Below are 17,536 nucleotides of genomic sequence, written 5' to 3'. Positions count from 1 at the left end.
GCGCCTTCCCCACCCCGCCCGGACGGCGCGTCGCGGCACGGCGCGCCGACCGGCACACGGCCGCTTGCGCTGGACGGGCCCGGGCAGGGGAGAATGCGCTGTGCGGCCACCGTCGTCCGCAGGTCGCCACGCCGTGGCGCCGCGGCGCTGCCGCGACCGTACGACGGAAGAAGGTCCATGGAGATCTGGCCGGGCAAGCCCTACCCACTCGGAGCGACGTACGACGGCTCGGGGGTCAACTTCGCCGTCTTCTCCGAGGTCGCCGAACGCATCGAGCTCTGCCTGCTCGACGACGACCTGAACGAGACGCGATTCGACCTGCCCGAGACGGACGGCTTCGTGTGGCACGGCTACGTGCCCTACGTGCAGCCCGGGCAGCGCTACGGCTTCCGCGTGCACGGACCCTACGACCCCGCGAACGGCCACCGCTGCAACCCGAGCAAGTTCCTGCTCGACCCGTACGCCAAGGCGATCGAGGGCCAGGCCGAGAACGACCAGTCGCTCTACTCGTACACCTTCGGCGACGCCAAGGCCGCGACGACGACGAAGATCAACACCGACGACAACGTGCGCCACACGATGCACTCCATCGTCATCAATCCGTTCTTCGACTGGGGCGACGACCGCCCGCCGCGCCACGAGTACCACGAGACCATCATCTACGAGGCCCACGTCAAGGGCCTGACGATGCTCCACCCGGAGATCCCGGAGGAGATCCGCGGCACCTATGCCGGCATCTCGCACCCGGCGATGATCAAGCACCTGAGCGACCTCGGCATCACCGCCATCGAGCTCATGCCCGTGCACCAGTTCGTCCAGGACGCGCCGCTCGTCGACCGCGGCCTGTCCAACTACTGGGGCTACAACACCATCGGCTTCCTCGCCCCGCACAACGAGTACGCCGCCGGTGGGCAGCGTGGCCAGCAGGTGCTCGAGTTCAAGGCCATGGTCAAGGCGCTGCACGCGGCGAACATCGAGGTCATCCTCGACGTCGTCTACAACCACACGGCCGAGGGCAACCACATGGGCCCGACGCTGGCCTTCCGCGGGCTCGACAACAACAGCTACTACCGCCTCGTCAGTGACGACCTCAGCCACTACTACGACACCACGGGCACGGGCAACAGCCTCCTCATGCGCAGTCCGCACGTGCTCCAGCTCATCATGGACTCGCTGCGCTACTGGGTCACCGAGATGCACGTCGACGGCTTCCGCTTCGACCTCGCCGCCACCTTGGCCCGCCAGTTCCACGAGGTCGACAAGCTGTCGGCCTTCTTCGACCTCATCCAGCAGGACCCGGTCGTCAGCCAGGTCAAGCTCATCGCCGAGCCGTGGGACGTCGGCGAGGGTGGCTACCAGGTGGGCAACTTCCCGCCGCTGTGGACCGAGTGGAACGGCAAGTTCCGCGACACGGTGCGCGACTTCTGGCGCGGTGAGGGTGGTGCCCTCGGCGAGTTTGCTTCTCGTTTCACCGGATCCAGCGATCTCTACGAGCACTCGGGCCGCAAGCCGATCGCCTCGATCAACTTCGTCACGGCCCACGACGGCTTCACCCTGCGCGACCTCGTGTCCTACAACGACAAGCACAACGAGGCCAACGGCGAGGGCAACAACGACGGCGAGAGCCACAACCGGTCGTGGAACTGCGGCGTCGAGGGGCCGACCACCGACCCGGTCATCCGTGACCTGCGGCTGCGCCAGCAGCGCAACTTCCTCACGACGCTGCTCTTCTCGCAGGGCGTGCCGATGATGCTGCACGGCGACGAGCTCGGTCGCACGCAGGGCGGCAACAACAACGGCTACTGCCAGGACAACGACATCTCGTGGATCCAGTGGGTGCTCGACGAGGACGACCAGAAGCTCCTCGTCTTCACCCAGTCGCTCGTCAAGCTGCGGCGCGAGCACCCGGTGTTCCGTCGTCGCCGCTTCTTCGCCGGCAACGCCGACCACGGCGGCGAGAGCGAGCTCGGCGACATCGCCTGGTTCACGCCCGAGGCACAGCACATGGACGAGGAGGCCTGGAGCAACGGCCTGGCCAAGTCGCTCATGATCTTCCTCAACGGCTCGGCGATCCCCGAGCCGGACCCGCGCGGCCAGCAGATCCTCGACGACTCGTTCCTCGTGATGTTCAACGCCCACGACCAGCCGCTGACCTTCACGCTGCCCGACGAGGAGTACGGCGCCGAGTGGATCCCGGTCATCGACACGGCCCTGCACGAGGTCGAGGCCAACCACCTCGACGCCACGTGGCAGATCCAGGTGCAGCCCCGCAGCATCGTCGTGCTGAGGTGCCCACGCGAGATCGTCTCGCCCATCATCCCGGGCGTCACGGAGGAGGCCACCGCGTGAGGTATGCCAGCGCACCGGTCTCGACCCACCGGCTCCAGCTCGAGCCGGACTTCACCCTCGACGACGCGCTCGCGCAGGTGAAACACCTTGCGGCACTTGGGATCACGCACCTCTACCTGTCGCCGATCCTGCAGGCCACCGTCGGATCCAAGCATGGCTACGACGTCACCGACCACGCGTCGGTGGCGGCAGGGCTCGGCGGCGACGCCGGCTTCGGCCGCCTCGTCGAGGCAGCCCACGAGGCCGGGCTCGGCGTCGTCGTCGACGTCGTGCCCAACCACATGACGACACCGACGCCCCTCTCGCTCAACCGCCCGCTGTGGTCGGTGCTCCGCGAGGGCCGGCAGTCGGCATACGCCACGTGGTTCGACGTCGACTGGGACGCCCAGGACGGGCACCTCCTCATGCCGGTGCTCGGGGCGCCGCTCGACGAGGTGCTCGCAGCGGGGGAGATCTCCGTGGGGGAGCACGAGGGTGAGGCGGTCGTGCAGTACTACGACCACGTCTTCCCGCTCGCGCCCGGCACGGACCCGCGGCTGCCGATCGGTGAGCTGCTCGACGCCCAGCACTACCGCCTCGCGTCGTGGACGGTCGGCGACTCCGAGCTGAACTACCGTCGCTTCTTCGACGTCACGTCGCTCATCGCGGTGCGGGTCGAGGAGCCCGAAGTCTTCGACGCCACGCACGCCCTCCTCGTCGACGGGATCCGCTCCGGCGCGATCGACGGGCTGCGCATCGACCACCCGGACGGCCTCGCCGACCCCGAGGGCTACCTCGAGCGGCTCGCCGAGGCGACCGGTGACGCGTGGGTCGTCGTCGAGAAGATCCTCGAGGGCGAGGAGCAGCTGCCGCACTTGTGGCGGACGGCAGGCACCACCGGCTACGACGCCCTGCTGCGCATCGGCGGGCTCTTCGTCGACCCCGCCGGGGCCGAGCCCCTCGACGACCTGTCGACCGAGCTGCTCGGAGAGCGGCAGGACCTCGGGGACATCGTCACCGAGTCGAAGCGGTGGGTCGTCCAGGTCATGCTTGCCACCGAGGTGAGCCGGCTCATGCGACTCGTCGCGCGGGCGCGGCCGGACCTCGAGGAGGTCGCCGCTCGCGAGGTGCTCGAGGCGATGCTCGTCGGCATGGACCGCTACCGCGTCTACGTGAGGCCCGGAGCCCCCATCGCGGGCGCCGACGCGGCCGAGCTCCGGGCCGCCGCGTCTCGTGGTGCACAGAGCGCGTCGGGTGCCCTGGACGACACGGTCGTCGAGGGCCTCGTCGACCTCGGCCTCGGCCGGGGAGACGTCCGGGACGACGCGGCGCGCGACGAGTTCGTCGTGCGGTTCCAGCAGACGTGCGGTCCCGCCATGGCCAAGGCGATCGAGGACACGGCGTACTACCGCTACGTCCGGCTCGTGGGGCTCAACGAGGTCGGCGGCGACCCGACCCGGGTGGGCCTGCCGACGTCCGCCTTCCACGGGTTCGCCGAGAACCTGCTCGGTGAGTGGCCGCAGTCGATGACGACGCTCTCGACGCACGACACGAAGCGGTCCGAGGACGTGCGGGCGCGGCTCTTCGTGCTCGCGGAACGACCGGAGGCGTGGGCCACCTGGGTGCGCGCGGCACGAGAGCTGGCGACACCGGTCCGCGCCCAGGAGCTCGACACGCTCACCGAGTACTTCCTCTGGCAGACCCTCGTCGGGGCGTGGCCGATCAGTGAGGAGCGGCTGCAGGCCTACGCGCTCAAGGCGATCCGCGAGTCGAAGCTCTTCACGCGCTGGACCGAGCCGAACGAGGCCTACGAGTCGGCGGTCGAGCGGTTCGTCTCGGGCGTCGTCACGACACCGGAGATGGTGGCCCACGTCGAGGACTGGGTCGACTCGACGGGGCGCGAGACGCGTGCCAACGTGCTCGGCCAGAAGCTCGTCCAGCTGACGATGCCGGGCGTGCCTGACGTCTACCAGGGCACCGACCTCGTCGACCTGTCGCTCGTCGACCCCGACAACCGGCGGCCCGTCGACTACGACGACCGTCGCGACCGGCTCGCCCGCCTCGACGCCGGCGGTGCCCCGGCGGACCTCGACGACGAGAAGCTGCTCGTCACCGCGGCCGCCCTGCGCACGCGCCGCGAGTGGCCCGAGTGCTTCACGGGTGAGGACGCAACGTATGTCCCGGTCGCGACCGGCTCCGAGCACGCCGTCGCCTTCGGTCGGGGCACGGGCGACGACGTGGAGGTCGTGACCGTGGTGACGCGGTTCGCCGGCCGGCTCGCCGACGCCGGCGGCTTCGGGGACGCCACCCTCGCCCTGCCCGAGAGGCGCTGGTCCGACGTCGTGTCCGCGCGCACCTTCGACGGTGGGCGCACGCGCCTCGCCGACCTCGTCGGTGACGACGGCTTGCCCGTCGCGCTGCTCGTGCGGGTACGGGACGAGTCATGACCCCCGAGAGCCTCAGCGTCTGGGCGCCATCAGCGTCACGGGTCGACGTCGTCGTCGCCCGGGTCGACGGGTCCGGCGCCGAGCCGACCTCGGCGGCGCAGCGGCACGCCATGACCGCCGGCGACGGCGGCTGGTGGACGTGGCCGCGCCCGGACGACGTCACCCTGGACTACTCCTTCAGCATCGACGGAGGCGACCCGAGACCCGACCCGCGGAGTGCCTGGCTGCCGCACGGCGTCCACGCGGCGAGCCGCACCTTCGACGCGGCGGCTCACACCTGGGGTGACGGTGAGTGGCGCGGCACCCGTGACGGCCGTGGCGTCCTCGGAGGGGTCGTCTACGAGCTGCACATCGGGACGTTCACGCCGGAGGGCACCTTCGACGCGGCGATCGCCCACCTGGAGCACCTCGTCGAGCTCGGAGTCGACGTCGTCGAGGTCATGCCCGTCGCCGCCTTCGGCGGCACCCACGGCTGGGGCTACGACGGGGTCGCGCCGTATGCCGTCCAGCAGGCGTACGGCGGCCCGGCCGCCTTCCAGCGTTTCGTCGACGCGTGCCACGTCCGGGGCCTCGGCGTGTGCCTCGACGTCGTCTACAACCACCTCGGTCCCACCGGCAACTACCTCGCCGAGTTCGGGCCCTACTTCACCGACGCCCACACGACGCCGTGGGGGCCCGCCGTCAACCTCGACGCGGACGGCAGCCACGAGGTGCGGCGCTGGGTCGTCGACAACGCCCTCCGGTGGTTCCGCGACTTCCACGTCGACGCGCTTCGGCTCGATGCCGTGCACGAGCTGCGCGACACGTCCGAGCCACACATCCTCGCCCAGCTCTCCGGCGAGACCGCTTCTCTCGCAGAGGAGCTCGGCCGGCCACTCGACCTCATCGCCGAGAGTGACCTCAACGACGCCGTCATGGTGACGCCCACCGCCGAGGGTGGCCGCGGCATGACGGCCCAGTGGGACGACGACATCCACCACGCCCTCCACGTCGCCCTGACCGGCGAGACACAGGGCTACTACGCCGACTTCGCCGGCGGCAACGAGGCGTGGCCGGAGGGCGGCGCCATCTCGGTGCTGGCCAAGACACTCACCGACGCCTTCCTGCACGACGGTCGGGTCTCCACCTTCCGGGGCGAGCTCTGGGGCGCGCGGGTCGACCCCGGGACGCGCTCGGGGCACGAGTTCCTCGCCTACCTGCAGACCCATGACCAGGTCGGCAACCGCGCGATGGGTGACCGCATCAGCGACCAGGTCTCGCCCGGGCAGCAGGCGATCGGCGCCGCCCTCTACCTGCTCTCCCCGTTCACGGCCATGGTCTTCATGGGCGAGGAGTGGCGTGCGAGCACGCCGTTCGCGTTCTTCACCTCTTTCGAGGAGGAATGGCTGGCCGACGCGGTGCGCTCCGGCCGACGTGCCGAGTTCGCCGCCCACGGGTGGGACGAGGCCGACGTCCCCGACCCCCAGGACCCCGCGACCCGGGCGCACAGCGTGCTCGACTGGAGCGAGCCGAACGCGCCCGGCCACAACGAGATGCTCCACTTCTACCGTGAGCTCATCAAGGTGCGGCGCACGCAGCCGGACGTCGCCTCCGGTGATCTGCGTGCCACGACGGTGACCTTCGACGAGACTGCCCGCTGGATGATCCTGTCGCGCGGGTCGGTGCACGTGGTGGCCAACCTCGCGGGCCGCGCCGGCGTCGTCCCGTTCGCGGGCGAGGTCGAGCACGTGCTCGCCTCGTGGGGGCGGTCGCCGATCGTCGACTCGCACGGTGTCAGCCTCGACGGCCACGACGTCGCCGTCCTGCGCACGACCGCCTGACCTCAGACGCCACGCGAGTGGCCGCCACGTCTCCCGGGTCCCACCGCCAGCAGCTCGAGTGGCCGCCACGACACTCTGGTCCCACCCTCGGTGGTAGGCGTGGGGTGAAGAGGCCACTCGAGTGAGACCGAGCGTCTACGCGAGGGAGCGAGCGGGGCCCGCTGCCCGTCGAACTGGCGGAGCCCACCCCGGTGCGTCACGACTTGACGCGGACCATGCCCTCCTGGGCCGTCGTGGCGACGAGGGTGCCGTCCTGGCTGAAGATCTCACCGATCGAGAGGCCGCGACCGCTGACGGCCGACGGAGACTGCTGGGCGTAGAGCAGCCACTCGTCGACGCGCACCTCGCGGTGGAACCACATCGAGTGGTCGAGGCTCGCGACCCGCAGGCGACGGTCGGTCCAGACCAGACCGTGCCGGCGCAACACGGGCTCGAGGAGCGAGTAGTCGCTCGAGTAGGCCAGGACCGCGGCGTGCAGCAGGGGGTCGTCGGGCAGGCGGTCGATGGCGCGCATCCACACGTGGTTCGTCGCGACCTGCTCGGGCCCGGCGTCGAGGAACATGTTGCTCTCGACAGGCCGCAGCTCGATCGGTCGGGACTCGGCGAGGTGCCGGGCGCCGGGGTGGTCGACGCCGCGGAAGGCGTCGGCCAGCGACGTGAGCCCGTCGGGGCCCGCGACCTGCGGCATCCCGTTCTGGTGGTCGAGACCCCCGGCGCGTTCCTGGAAGGAGCACACCATCGACATGATCGGCGCGCCCTTCTGGACTGCATGGACCCGGCGGGTCGAGAACGAGTTGCCGTCGCGCATCTCCTCGACGGCGAAGCGGATCGGCAGCGTGTCGTCGCCCGGCCGCATGAAGTAGCCGTGCAGCGAGTGGATCGGCCGCGCGCCGTCGCCGTCGTTGAGGTCACGCACGGTGATGCCGGCGGCCATGACGCACTGGGCGAGGACCTGACCACCGAAGACGCGCCCGTGGGGCATCTTCTGGCTGCGCCCCTCGAAGACCCGGGCGGATGATGCGCCGATCGACTCCGCGGCGTCACGTCCTTGGACGTCGGTGACGGCGATCTGCGCGGTGCCGACGTCACGGAGGGTCAGCACCTCGATGAGGTCCTCGAGTGGGGGCAGCGGGCGCGGTTCGGCGGGGGCGTCGGCACTCACAGGTCGACCCTAGTGGCCCCGGACGAGTGCTCGCTGCTGCCCGCGACGCGCGTCACCCTTCCATCGCCAGGGCCATCGGCAGGACGGCCGGCGCACCGGCCTCGCGCAGCAGCCCGGCACAGACCGTGAGCGTCCACCGTGAGTCGCTGACGTCGTCGAGCAGCAGCACGGGACCCGGGATGCCGTTGAGCGAGGCCGCGAGCTCGGGGCCGACGGCGAGCCGACCCCACACGTTGGCGAGCCGGAAGGCGCTGTTGCCGCCGGGCTCGCCGACGGGGCCGCCCTCGACGAGGTCGAGCGCACCGAGGTAGGGGAGCCGTCCCAGCTGTCCGAGGCCGGCGGCCAGCGACTCGACGAGCAGCGGGCGCCGACGCGACGGCACGGAGACGATGGCCGCGGGCCGTTCCTGCCACCCCCACCCGGCGAGCACGTCGACACAGGCGCGGACGACCTCGGCGGGGATCTCACGGTCCTCGCCGCGGAGCAGCTCACGGAGCCGCTGACCCCACCCGAGGTCGCTGAGGCGGGCGACGGCACGGCCCTCCTGCATCGAGACCGATGGCGCGATCCTGCCCTTGAGCGGGACGCCCAGACGGTCCATGCCCGACGGCCACTGCGCACGGGACTCGAGGACGACGCCGGGGCGCTCGAGGCGCGAGCGGGCGGTGTTGACGGCGGCCTCGGGGATCGTCGTGTCGAACCAGGGATCGGTGCACCGGTCGCACCGGCCACAGGGCTCGGCGGAGTCGTCGTCGAGGGTCTGCTGGAGGAAGGCCATGCGGCAGCGGTCGGTGCGTTCGTAGTCGACCATGAGCTGCTGCTCGCGCTCGCGCGCCTCGGTGACGCGTCCGTAGCGCTCGGCGTCGTAGGTCCACGGCTCACCGGTGGCGGTCCATCCGCCGGGCACGCGGTGCACGGCGCCGTCGACGTCGAGGACCTTGAGGAGCAGCTCGAGGCGCGTGCGGCGCACGTCGACGATGGACTCGAGGGCGACCGTCGACAGGGCCCGGGGGGACTCGGACAGGGCGCGCACGACGGCATCGGCCTGGTCCTGCTTGGGCATGGACGCGGACGCGAAGTAGCGCCAGATGTCCTTGTCCTCGGGCCCCGGCATGAGGAGGACGTCGGCCCGCTCCGTGGCGCGGCCGGCTCGCCCGACCTGCTGGTAGTACGCGACGGGTGACGACGGCGCCCCGAGGTGCAGGACGAAGCCCAGGTCGGGCTTGTCGAAGCCCATGCCGAGCGCCGAGGTCGCGACGAGGGCCTTGACCTCGTTGTCGCGCAGGGCCTCCTCGAGGCGGATCCGCTCTGAGGGCTCGGTGCGGCCGGTGTAGGCAGCGACCTTGTGGCCGGCCTCGCGCAGCGCGACCGCGACGTCCTCGGCAGCGGCCACGGTCAGGGCGTAGACGATGCCCGACCCCTGCAGCTCACCGAGGTGCGCGATGAGCCAGGCGAGACGCTGCTCTGGTGCGGCGAGCGGCAGCACCCCGAGTCGCAGCGACGCCCGGGCAAGGGGGCCGCGCAGGGTCAGGACGTCACGGCCACCAGCGCCGAGCTGCTCGACGACGTCGGTCACCACGCGCGCGTTGGCCGTGGCCGTCGTCGCGAGGACCGGAGTGCGCTCAGGCAGGGTCATGAGCAGGTCGCGGATGCGGCGGTAGTCGGGGCGGAAGTCGTGACCCCAGTCGCTGATGCAGTGGGCCTCGTCGACGACGAGGAGCCCGCACGACTCGGCGAGGGCGGGCAGCTGCTCGTCGCGGAACCGGGGGTTGTTGAGGCGCTCGGGGCTGACGAGCAGGACGTCGACCTCGCCGCGGGCGAGGGCACCGGACACGGCGCCCCACTCGTCGGCGTTCGTCGAGTTGAGGGTGACGGCCTTGATGCCGGCGCGCTCGGCGGCAGCGATCTGGTCGCGCATGAGAGCGAGGAGGGGGCTGACGATGACGGTCGGCCCGGCACCCTCGGCACGGCGCAGCGCGGTGGACACGAAGTAGACGGCGGACTTGCCCCACCCGGTCCGCTGCACGACGAGCACACGCCGACGACCGGCGACGAGCTCGTTGACGGCCTCGAGCTGCCCGTCGCGGAAGTCGACGTCGTCGCGCCCGACGAGGCGCCGCAGCGCGGTCGTGGCCCGCTCGCGCAGGGCGGGGTCGACGTCGGCAACGGGGGGAGCGGCGGGGGGTGACGGCATGGCACCCAACCTACGGGTCCCCACCGACCGGGCCGACCGGCATACCCGGGCTGTGGAGGGGCCCGCGTCCCACCAACGGGATGTGGACGAGCGGCGAGACGGGCGGCTGGAAGGATGGGGGCATGAYGGAGACCGAACCGCAGGCCACGCCGTATGCCGCCCACGTGTCGCTGCGCTGGTCCGACATGGACGCCTACGCGCACATCAACAATGTGCAGTTCCTGCGACTGCTCGAGGATGCGCGCGTCATCGCGTTCCGCGACTGGTTCGAGGGCGGGGGAGCGGGCGACAAGACCCTGCTCGACGAGGGCGTGCTTGTGTCGCGCCACGAGATCGAGTACCGCCGTCCCCTCGGCTTCCGGCACGCCCCGGTCGAGATCCAGATGTGGGTCTCGCGAGTGGGTGGCGCGGGTTTCGACGTCGCCTACATCGTCACCGACCCCGACGGTGTCGGCGAGGGCGAGCGGCCGGTCTACGCCGTCGCCGAGACCGAGCTCGCGCTCTACGACTTCGCGAGCGAGGCGCCGCGGCGCATGCGCCCCGACGAGCGCGCGTCGGTGCAGGCCCACGTCGGCGGTCCCGCGCCCTTCCGGAAGCGACGCCGGTGACCGGCACGCCGCAGATCGACTTCGGCGACCCGCGGGGTCTCGCCGATCTCGGCACCTACCTCGCCCGGGCGAGCCGCGCCAACCCCGACGGCGCCGTGCGCCTCCAGGTGCTCGGCACTCTCCTCGTCACCACGGTGGCGGTCATCGAGGGCACCGGGCTCATGGGTGACGGCACGGTGCTCGGCATGCGCGTCGTGACGATCGCGCCGTCCGACGCCGTCGACACCACCGTGTCCTTCGCGTCGGTCGCCGACCGCCTCGCCCGCGACGGCGCGAGCGCCGTGCTGAGCGTCCCGCCGACGACCGTCCGCGCTCCGTGGAGCGGGCTCACGCCCCCGCGGGACGGCTGGGAGCCGGTTGGCCAGCTCGACGGTGGGACCATCGACTCCATTGCGCGCCAAGGCATCTCGCAGGTCGCCGAGGGCACCCCCGAGAACGCCGGGGGTCACGCGGTCGACGCGCTCCGACGGCGGACCTGGGGCGCGATGAGCGACACCGTGCCGCCCATCGCGGCGGGACTCGCCTTCGGTGCGCACGTGCTCGGCTTCACGGCTCCGGGCGAGCCGGCGTCGATCGCGGCCCACGGCCGGTGGACGCGCCTCAGCACGTCGCGCGGTCACGTCCTCGTCCGCTGACCCGATGGCGTATGCCGTCCGCCGCGGTCGGGGGTGCGGCGGGGTCGCGACGTGGCGCGGGGAAGTGGCTCAGGCGTGCCCGGTCCACGCGCCGCGCTCAAGGAGGACGTCCTTGAGCACGTCGATGCGGTCGCTGACCAGCCCGTCGACGCCGAGGTCGAGCAGCCGCCGCATCTCGTCGGCGTCGTCGATGGTCCAGACGTGGACCTGCTTGCCGAAGCGGTGCGCGGTGTCGACGAGGCGACGGGTGACGACCGGCACCGACCGTCCGCGCAGCGGGATCGACGGAGGCACCTGGAAGACGTCCGCCGGCGTGCGGAAGACCGAGGTCAGCACGCCGGGTCCGAAGCGGGCCAGCGCCGTGCCGACCTGGGCCGCCGCCGTCGCGACGGTGCCGCGGGACAGGCGGCGGAAGTGCGAGATGTTGCGCTGGGAGAACGAGCCGACGCAGACCTGGTCGTGCAGCCCGCGCTCCTCGATGATGCGCCAGAGCGGTTCGGCCGTGCCCGGCGCCTTGAGGTCGATGTTGAGGTTGACGTCGGGCCACGTGTCGAGCACGTCGGTGAGCAACGGCACGTGGCCGCCGTCGCCGACCTCGGCGTGCGAGACCTCGGACCAGGGCAGGTCGCGGATGCGCCCGCGAGCGTTGCTGACCCGGTCGAGCCTCGTGTCGTGGAACGCGACGAGCTCGCCGTCGCGGGTGACGTGGACGTCGGTCTCGAGGTGGGTGTATCCGAGATCGACGGCGTTGCCGAAGGCCGTCATCGTGTTCTCGAGCCCGACGTTCGGCGCGTAGAGCGAGCCGCCTCGGTGGGCCAGCGCCACGGGCGGGTGTGCGAGGTAGGCCCGTGTCGTCACCATGCCGCCGACATTATCGGTACCGCAACGTCCTTCCGGATCCGTCCGGCGCGGTGTTCACACGACTCCAGCCTCGCTCCAGCGGATGGGGGCGCGCCAAACCCGTCGTGGCCCCCGCGACAACGTGAGTCGACTCCCCGCTGGGTCGCACCGAGTCGTCCGCTCACCCGATCGTGCCCGTGCCGTCGCCGCTCAGGGGATCGGTGCGGGGCCGGTCTGTTGCGCCCGTGGCGGCACGCGCCCGGCGAGGCTCGTCGAGGACCTGGAGGAACCGGTTCGCGGTCGCACTCCACGTCAGGCCTGCAGCGCGCTCCGAACACGCCCTCCGCACGTCGCGGAGCCGTTCGAGGTCGCTCAGGCTGCGGATCGCTGCGGCGACCTCCTCCGGTGAGTCAGGTGCGACCATCACCCCGGCCGATCCGACGACTTCGGGCAGCCCGCCCTTCGAGGTCGCGACGACCGCGCATCCCGATGCCATTGCCTCCAGGGCTGCGAGGCCGAACGGCTCCTCCACGCGCGACAGCGCGCAGGCGATGTCGTACGTCCGCAGCTCCACGGCGAGCTGGTCGTGGGGCATCCATCCGAGCATCCGTCCCCCTGCGAGGGCCACCGCGTCGGCGACCCGCGACGCGTACGCGTCGGCGACGGCCTGATCGAACCCGAAGGTGCGCAGCTCGCCGATGACGGTCAACTCGACGTCATGGCCTTCCTGCCGCAGCATCGCCACGCCGAGTGCGGCCGCATCCTGGCCCTTGTTCGGGTCGATCCGTCCGTGGCAGACGACGCGCAGCGGGCGACCAGCCGGCGGGTCGCTCGGCGGGTGGAACAGGCGCGTGTCGACGCCGTTGTGGACCACCAGTGGCGAAACGCGGCTGTCCGAGCCGGTTGCCGTCGCCCGCGCCACTGCCTCGCTGACGGCGAGGACCAGCACCTCGTCGGGAACGTTGCGCAGCGCTTCGGTGGCTTGCCTGTCCGGGAAGTTGTGCAGCCACAGCACGACTCGCGCCTTCCGATCGCGACGAGCCAGCCGAGTTGCCGTGACGGGGTCGTTCGCGATGACGACATCACCGTGCGGGGCTCGGTCGAGTCCCCGTCGGACCGCTGACCAGTAGGCGGCGTAGTCCCATCGGGGGAGGCCGCGCACGCGTGCCGTCAGGCTGGCGAGCTTGCGGGCCACGACGGGCCGTGGATGTGCCGGCCCGAAGCCCAGTCGCGTCACGGACACGTCGGGATACACGTCCTCGCCGTCGTCGGGTGCGAGCACGACGCACTCGTGTTCCATGCGGCCGAGCTCCGTGACGAGCTGCCGGGTCACCGTCGCGACGGCTCCCGACCAGCCGGGCGTGAAGTACTCGTCGACGGGCAACACGAACGTGAAGCGCATGCGTTCAGGGCCGCATGGCGGCGCGGTCGCGTCGGATACCGGTCATGGCTGCCGGGAAGCCCGCCGCGACCCCGGCGGCAACCGCAGCGGCACGCGTGACGCCGCCGACCATGGTCCGAGCCGTCGCAGTGGCCCCGACACGCGGAGCGGAGCTCAGCGCGCGGACCGAGCGTCGTAGCTCATCCAGGACTTCACGTGATGCGAGTCCGAGATACCTCCCCACGATCGGCGAACCCATCCCGTACACCCTGCCTAGCAGGACCACGGTGTTCCGGTTCGCGAAGTACACGTAACGTCGGTCGAACCGCTTCCCCTTGGCGTACTCGCCGGGCAGGTGGTCGACGATCGCGTCGGGGGTGTAGACGAGGCGTCCGCCTTGCTGGCGTACCCGCAGGGCAAGGTCGCTCTCCTCTCGCAGGCACGTCCCCGGGTAGCCCCCATGGATGCCGCCCACGGCTTCGATGGCCCGCCGGCGGAACGACATGTTCGCCCCCAGCAAATGGTCGACGTCGACGTCGCGGCCCGGGTCCGAGGCGAAGAAGCCGGTCAGTCGTCCGTCGGGCAGCAGCAAACCGATGGAGCCGATGCCCTCCTCGCGCTCACCGGGGTAGCCGTTGAGCGCGCTCCCGCCCACGCCGTCAACCGTGGCGTCGTCGTACCTCCGCACGAGCTCGACGAGCCAGTCCGTGCGCGCGTTGGCGTCGTCGTCCAGGAAGGCGATCACATCCTCCGAGCACAGCGAGACTCCGATGGCTCGCGACTCCGCAGTATGACCGCGACCCAAGGGGTTGCGGGCGTAGACCACGTGGGGGAAGGCCCTCAAGGCATCTCTGGTCCGGTTGTCCGACGACGAGTCGACCACGACGATCCGTTCCGGACGCTGGCTTTGCTGCTCGAGGTGGCGGAGGCAGTCGACCACCCGTCCAGGTCGGTTGTACGTCGGTATGACGACCGCGATGGTGAGCATGTCAGATCTCTCCAGACTGTCGGAAGCGTGTCGGACCCTCGAAGCTCGCCGCGAGGTCGTCGTCGGGCACGGGCCGGCCGACCCTGCCCACCCCGCGGAACGCGTACCGCCGGGGCTGGTCACGCAGGAGGCGCAGCTCGCGATGGAAGGCGCTCGATCGTCGCCGGTCGAGCAGAACTTCGTCGTGCGGGTCGCGGCCCGCGACAGCGCATCGAGCGGCGTACCTGAGTCGGTGGCTCAGCTCCCGCACCCGCGGCATCGCCAGTCGAACATGGAGCCAGTGATGGAAGTAGTAGGCGTCGCACCGCCCGTAGCCTTCGGCGATGCCACGCAGTCGCCGAGGGTCGAGGCGAGACTCGTCGAAGCGGTGCTCGACCAGCGCGTCGCGCACTCCGCGAACGCGGTAACCGGCTTCGAGCGCCTGCACGTACAGCAGGACGTCCTCCGCCCCCGGCCAGCGGGCAGTTCCCAGCAGATCATCGAACCCGATCCGCCTCGCCACCTCGGACGTGATGCCCATGCTCGCGCCCGCAAGTCCGGGGTTGCTGAGAGGCGGGGTCGGATTGTGGGCGAAGTACCGCGCCGCCAGCGTCGGTGTCATCCACGGACGCCACAGTCCTTCCGACATGGCTATGCCGCCACTGACGACATCCGCGTCACCGTCGAGCATCGCGCGAGCCATGGTGAGCACCCACGGCCCCGGCACAATGACGTCATCGTCGGTGAAGAGAATCACCTGCGCACGCGCGACGGCGCAGCCGTGCTCGCGGGCACGGCCGATGCCGGCCTGGGCCTCCACCGTTCGGCGGACGCGGGGATCCTCGGCCGCGGCGGCTGCGACGACGCTGGCTGTGGCGTCAGTGGATCCGTTGTCGACGATGACCAGTTCGCTGGAGATCCCGGAGGCCTGAGCCACGTCCATTGATCGCAGTACCGCTTCGATCGACGTAGCGAGACGAGCCGCTCGGTTGCGAGTGCAGATGAGCACCGACACGTCAGGAGCACTGGCGTCGGGATTCATCGTGAGTTCCCTTCGAGCAGTGCGTCGAGGCGCTGCCAGGTCGCCTGCCACGTCAGCTCCTGCGCGCGCACCAGTGCCTCGACTCCGCGGCGGCGGCGTAAAACTGGATCGCGGAGCAGACGCTCGAGGTCACCCGCGAGCGCGCGCGGATCCTCCCGGCTGAAGAGAGCGCCCGATCCCGCCAGGATCTCCGGCGATCCGCCCGTTGCGCTGGCGACCACGGGCTGACCGCTTGCCATTCCCTCCAGGAGAGCGAGTGCGCAGGGCTCGTCCCAACGCGACGGGAGCACGTGGATGTCGGATGCTGCGAGCGCGGCCGGGAGCTCCGCGTGGGTGACGTGACCAAGCATGTTGACCGTGACGCCACGGGCCCTCAGCGACGTGATACGCGCTTCGATGCTGTCGAGGTAGGAGTTCCTGTGCCTCTCTCCCCAGTTGGTGTCTCCCGTCACCTGAAGCGAGAAGGCGATTCCGCGATCAGAGATCACCGTCGCAGCATCCAAGAGGACATCCACGCCCTTCTCCACGGCGATCCGGCCGACGAATCCGATGACGGGAACCCGTTCTGGCCGCTCAGCGCCCGCGAAGCGCGCTACATCGACCCCGTTGAGGTTGACCTGGACGCGACCGGGCGTCAACCGGTACACCTGCTCAACAGCCCGCGCCAGGTAGGCGCTGACCGCCATCGAGATGATGCCGGAGTCTGCCGCATACATCCGACGAAAACGGTCCGACGAGACCTCCAAGTTGTGAAACCAATGGACGACGCGCACCGTCGGGAACCGGCGTCGAAGGTACACGGCCAGTTCCGGGTCGTTGCTCAGGACGACGCTGTCGAGCGCCTCGCCCCGGAGCACCCTCGCGACCTCCTTCGCGTAGGACCGTTGATCCGGCCGCGCCCAACCGGTCAGTCGACGTCCAGCACGGTCAACGTTGCCGACCAACCCGCTGCGGGGTGACGGAATCGCCGGCAGGACCACCGTGCTGCCCCACGGAACGGTCTGCAACACGGACGAGTGGGCTCGGGTGATGATCGTCGGTCGGACCCCATCAAGCAGAGCTCGCTCGCTGACGGACCGTATGCACGTCGCGATCGCCCCGCTGTGCGTCGGAGTGAAGGTTTCGCGGCTGTTGTTCACGAAGACCAGTCGGCTACTCATGCTCGCCTCTCCAGTACCGTCGGTCCGGCGACAGCCGTGTGATCCTGTGCCACTCGTGATCCGCTCGCAGCCAGCCGAGCGCGACGGCCAGCAGGGGACTGCGCGTGCGCCATCGCCAGCTGCGGAGCATCTTCGTGTACGTGTCGCTGTGGCCCGACCAGGCGGCCTTGCGAGTCATGTAGTCGTCGTCCCTCACCCAGCTGTAGTGAAGGATGGCCTGGTCCGGACGCACCACCCGGTGCACGATTGCATTCCGCGCATGCGCAGGATCGGTGTTGACCGCCGACATGTCGACCCGCAGGATCGGCAGCGTGCCTTGGCGGCAGTGGACGAGTGTGGCGCCGGGGCGGACGACAACCGGCCCGGGGTAGCCGGCACGTCGTCGCCACAACGGGCGGGTGGCCTCCAACATCCATCCGGAGCGGGCCCGGGCGTACAGGTAGCGGGCCGGGTACTCCACCGCTCCGCACGCGCGGGACTCTGCCTCGTCGATCGCAGCCAAGAGAGCAGTGGGGTCGAGCAGCACCTCGTCGGTGTCGAGCTGAAGCACCCAGTCCGCGCCATCGGATGCCTGGTCGAGAGCGACCTGCCGTTGCGCGGTGTCGTTCTCAAGCGCGGTCCGGTCGGAGTGCGAGAAGCGTCCCGGCCGGAAGTCGAGCTTGCCGAGGGGATCGACGGAGCGCAGCCGGTCGAGGCATTCGGCGACGGGCAGCGGGGTGCCGGTCCAGGAGAGGGAGTCCTCATCGTAGGAGACCACGATGCGATCCACGATGTCGTAGTAGCTCGAGACGCTCTCCTCGAGCCACCAGGGATCTGCTGCGAGGACATACGCGTGGAGGCGCCGTCGACCGTCGGCTGCACTCACGCTCGAGCCACGCCAGACCGAGCCGTTGCTCGCACGCATGTCACTGCGAGCCCAGCCGCTTCCGCCACGGAACCTCGACTCGGAGGA

At 70.7% G+C, this 17,536-nt stretch carries 13 protein-coding genes; 5 read left to right on the top strand and 8 right to left on the bottom strand.

The window, feature by feature from the left end; translation table 11 throughout:
* Positions 1-177: 177 nt before the first annotated feature.
* The 3 genes from glgX to treZ are packed head-to-tail and all read left to right on the top strand — an operon-like array spanning position 178 to position 6,595.
* Positions 178-2,349: a glycogen debranching protein GlgX gene (gene glgX, locus AB4Y83_RS08110; RefSeq protein WP_442275589.1), complete on the top strand. Its 2,172-nt coding sequence runs from the start codon at positions 178-180 to the stop codon at positions 2,347-2,349.
* On the top strand, positions 2,346-4,775 hold the full coding sequence (gene treY / locus AB4Y83_RS08105; RefSeq protein WP_442275588.1) for a malto-oligosyltrehalose synthase: 2,430 nt from the start codon (positions 2,346-2,348) through the stop codon (positions 4,773-4,775). The genes glgX and treY overlap by 4 nt, the downstream gene beginning before the upstream one ends.
* Positions 4,772-6,595 (top strand): malto-oligosyltrehalose trehalohydrolase, encoded by a 1,824-nt coding sequence (gene treZ / locus AB4Y83_RS08100; RefSeq protein WP_442275587.1) that lies wholly within the window; start codon positions 4,772-4,774, stop codon positions 6,593-6,595. Before treY ends, treZ begins: the two co-directional genes overlap by 4 nt.
* 196 nt (positions 6,596-6,791) lie before the next feature.
* Here the strand turns inward: treZ and AB4Y83_RS08095 are convergent, their stop codons facing one another.
* Together AB4Y83_RS08095 and AB4Y83_RS08090 are read right to left on the bottom strand one after the other, a co-directional pair.
* Positions 6,792-7,757 carry an acyl-CoA thioesterase gene (locus tag AB4Y83_RS08095; protein ID WP_442275586.1) on the bottom strand — a complete coding sequence of 322 codons (966 nt, stop codon included), beginning with the start codon at positions 7,755-7,757 and terminating at the stop codon, positions 6,792-6,794.
* Positions 7,758-7,809: 52 nt separating this feature from the next.
* Positions 7,810-9,951 (bottom strand): RecQ family ATP-dependent DNA helicase, encoded by a 2,142-nt coding sequence (locus AB4Y83_RS08090; RefSeq protein ID WP_442296514.1) that lies wholly within the window; start codon positions 9,949-9,951, stop codon positions 7,810-7,812.
* A 122-nt stretch (positions 9,952-10,073) separates the two neighbouring features.
* On the opposite strand from AB4Y83_RS08090, the gene AB4Y83_RS08085 reads away from it, so the two are divergent.
* Positions 10,074-10,559: an acyl-CoA thioesterase gene (locus AB4Y83_RS08085; RefSeq protein ID WP_442296513.1), complete on the top strand. Its 486-nt coding sequence runs from the start codon at positions 10,074-10,076 to the stop codon at positions 10,557-10,559.
* Positions 10,556-11,194: a hypothetical protein gene (locus AB4Y83_RS08080; protein WP_442275583.1), complete on the top strand. Its 639-nt coding sequence runs from the start codon at positions 10,556-10,558 to the stop codon at positions 11,192-11,194. Before AB4Y83_RS08085 ends, AB4Y83_RS08080 begins: the two co-directional genes overlap by 4 nt.
* 69 nt (positions 11,195-11,263) lie before the next feature.
* On the opposite strand, the gene AB4Y83_RS08075 is transcribed toward AB4Y83_RS08080, so the two are convergent.
* The 6 genes from AB4Y83_RS08075 to AB4Y83_RS08050 form a co-directional block, all read right to left on the bottom strand.
* On the bottom strand, positions 11,264-12,055 hold the full coding sequence (locus AB4Y83_RS08075) for a glycerophosphodiester phosphodiesterase (RefSeq protein ID WP_442296512.1): 792 nt from the start codon (positions 12,053-12,055) through the stop codon (positions 11,264-11,266).
* A 160-nt stretch (positions 12,056-12,215) separates the two neighbouring features.
* The gene (locus tag AB4Y83_RS08070; protein WP_442296511.1) at positions 12,216-13,436 is read right to left on the bottom strand and encodes a glycosyltransferase family 4 protein; all 1,221 of its coding nucleotides are present in this window, start codon (positions 13,434-13,436) and stop codon (positions 12,216-12,218) included.
* A gap of 4 nt (positions 13,437-13,440) precedes the next feature.
* The gene (locus AB4Y83_RS08065; protein ID WP_442275580.1) at positions 13,441-14,403 is read right to left on the bottom strand and encodes a glycosyltransferase family 2 protein; all 963 of its coding nucleotides are present in this window, start codon (positions 14,401-14,403) and stop codon (positions 13,441-13,443) included.
* Position 14,404: 1 nt separating this feature from the next.
* Positions 14,405-15,424, bottom strand: coding sequence for a glycosyltransferase family 2 protein (locus AB4Y83_RS08060; RefSeq protein WP_442296510.1), 1,020 nt, complete (start codon positions 15,422-15,424; stop codon positions 14,405-14,407).
* Complete coding sequence (locus tag AB4Y83_RS08055) at positions 15,421-16,584, bottom strand: glycosyltransferase family 4 protein (protein ID WP_442296509.1); 1,164 nt, start codon at positions 16,582-16,584, stop codon at positions 15,421-15,423. The genes AB4Y83_RS08060 and AB4Y83_RS08055 overlap by 4 nt, the downstream gene beginning before the upstream one ends.
* The gene (locus AB4Y83_RS08050; protein ID WP_442275577.1) at positions 16,577-17,353 is read right to left on the bottom strand and encodes a hypothetical protein; all 777 of its coding nucleotides are present in this window, start codon (positions 17,351-17,353) and stop codon (positions 16,577-16,579) included. The genes AB4Y83_RS08055 and AB4Y83_RS08050 overlap by 8 nt, the downstream gene beginning before the upstream one ends.
* Positions 17,354-17,536: the final 183 nt, after the last annotated feature.

The sequence above is a fragment of the Terrabacter sp. RAF57 genome, assembly GCF_052113925.1.
Lineage (GTDB): Bacteria > Actinomycetota > Actinomycetes > Actinomycetales > Dermatophilaceae > Terrabacter.
Note: the sequence above shows the minus strand (reverse complement) of the source record. Positions and strands in the feature narration are given on the sequence as shown.

Coding starts and splice junctions, on each gene's coding strand:
- glgX (WP_442275589.1), top strand. CDS start 178: ATGGAGATCTGGCCGGGCAAGCCCTACCCACTCGGAGCGACGTACGAC.
- treZ (WP_442275587.1), top strand. CDS start 4,772: ATGACCCCCGAGAGCCTCAGCGTCTGGGCGCCATCAGCGTCACGGGTC.
- AB4Y83_RS08090 (WP_442296514.1), bottom strand. CDS start 9,951: ATGCCGTCACCCCCCGCCGCTCCCCCCGTTGCCGACGTCGACCCCGCC.
- AB4Y83_RS08075 (WP_442296512.1), bottom strand. CDS start 12,055: ATGGTGACGACACGGGCCTACCTCGCACACCCGCCCGTGGCGCTGGCC.
- AB4Y83_RS08070 (WP_442296511.1), bottom strand. CDS start 13,436: ATGCGCTTCACGTTCGTGTTGCCCGTCGACGAGTACTTCACGCCCGGC.
- AB4Y83_RS08065 (WP_442275580.1), bottom strand. CDS start 14,403: ATGCTCACCATCGCGGTCGTCATACCGACGTACAACCGACCTGGACGG.
- AB4Y83_RS08060 (WP_442296510.1), bottom strand. CDS start 15,424: ATGAATCCCGACGCCAGTGCTCCTGACGTGTCGGTGCTCATCTGCACT.
- AB4Y83_RS08055 (WP_442296509.1), bottom strand. CDS start 16,584: ATGAGTAGCCGACTGGTCTTCGTGAACAACAGCCGCGAAACCTTCACT.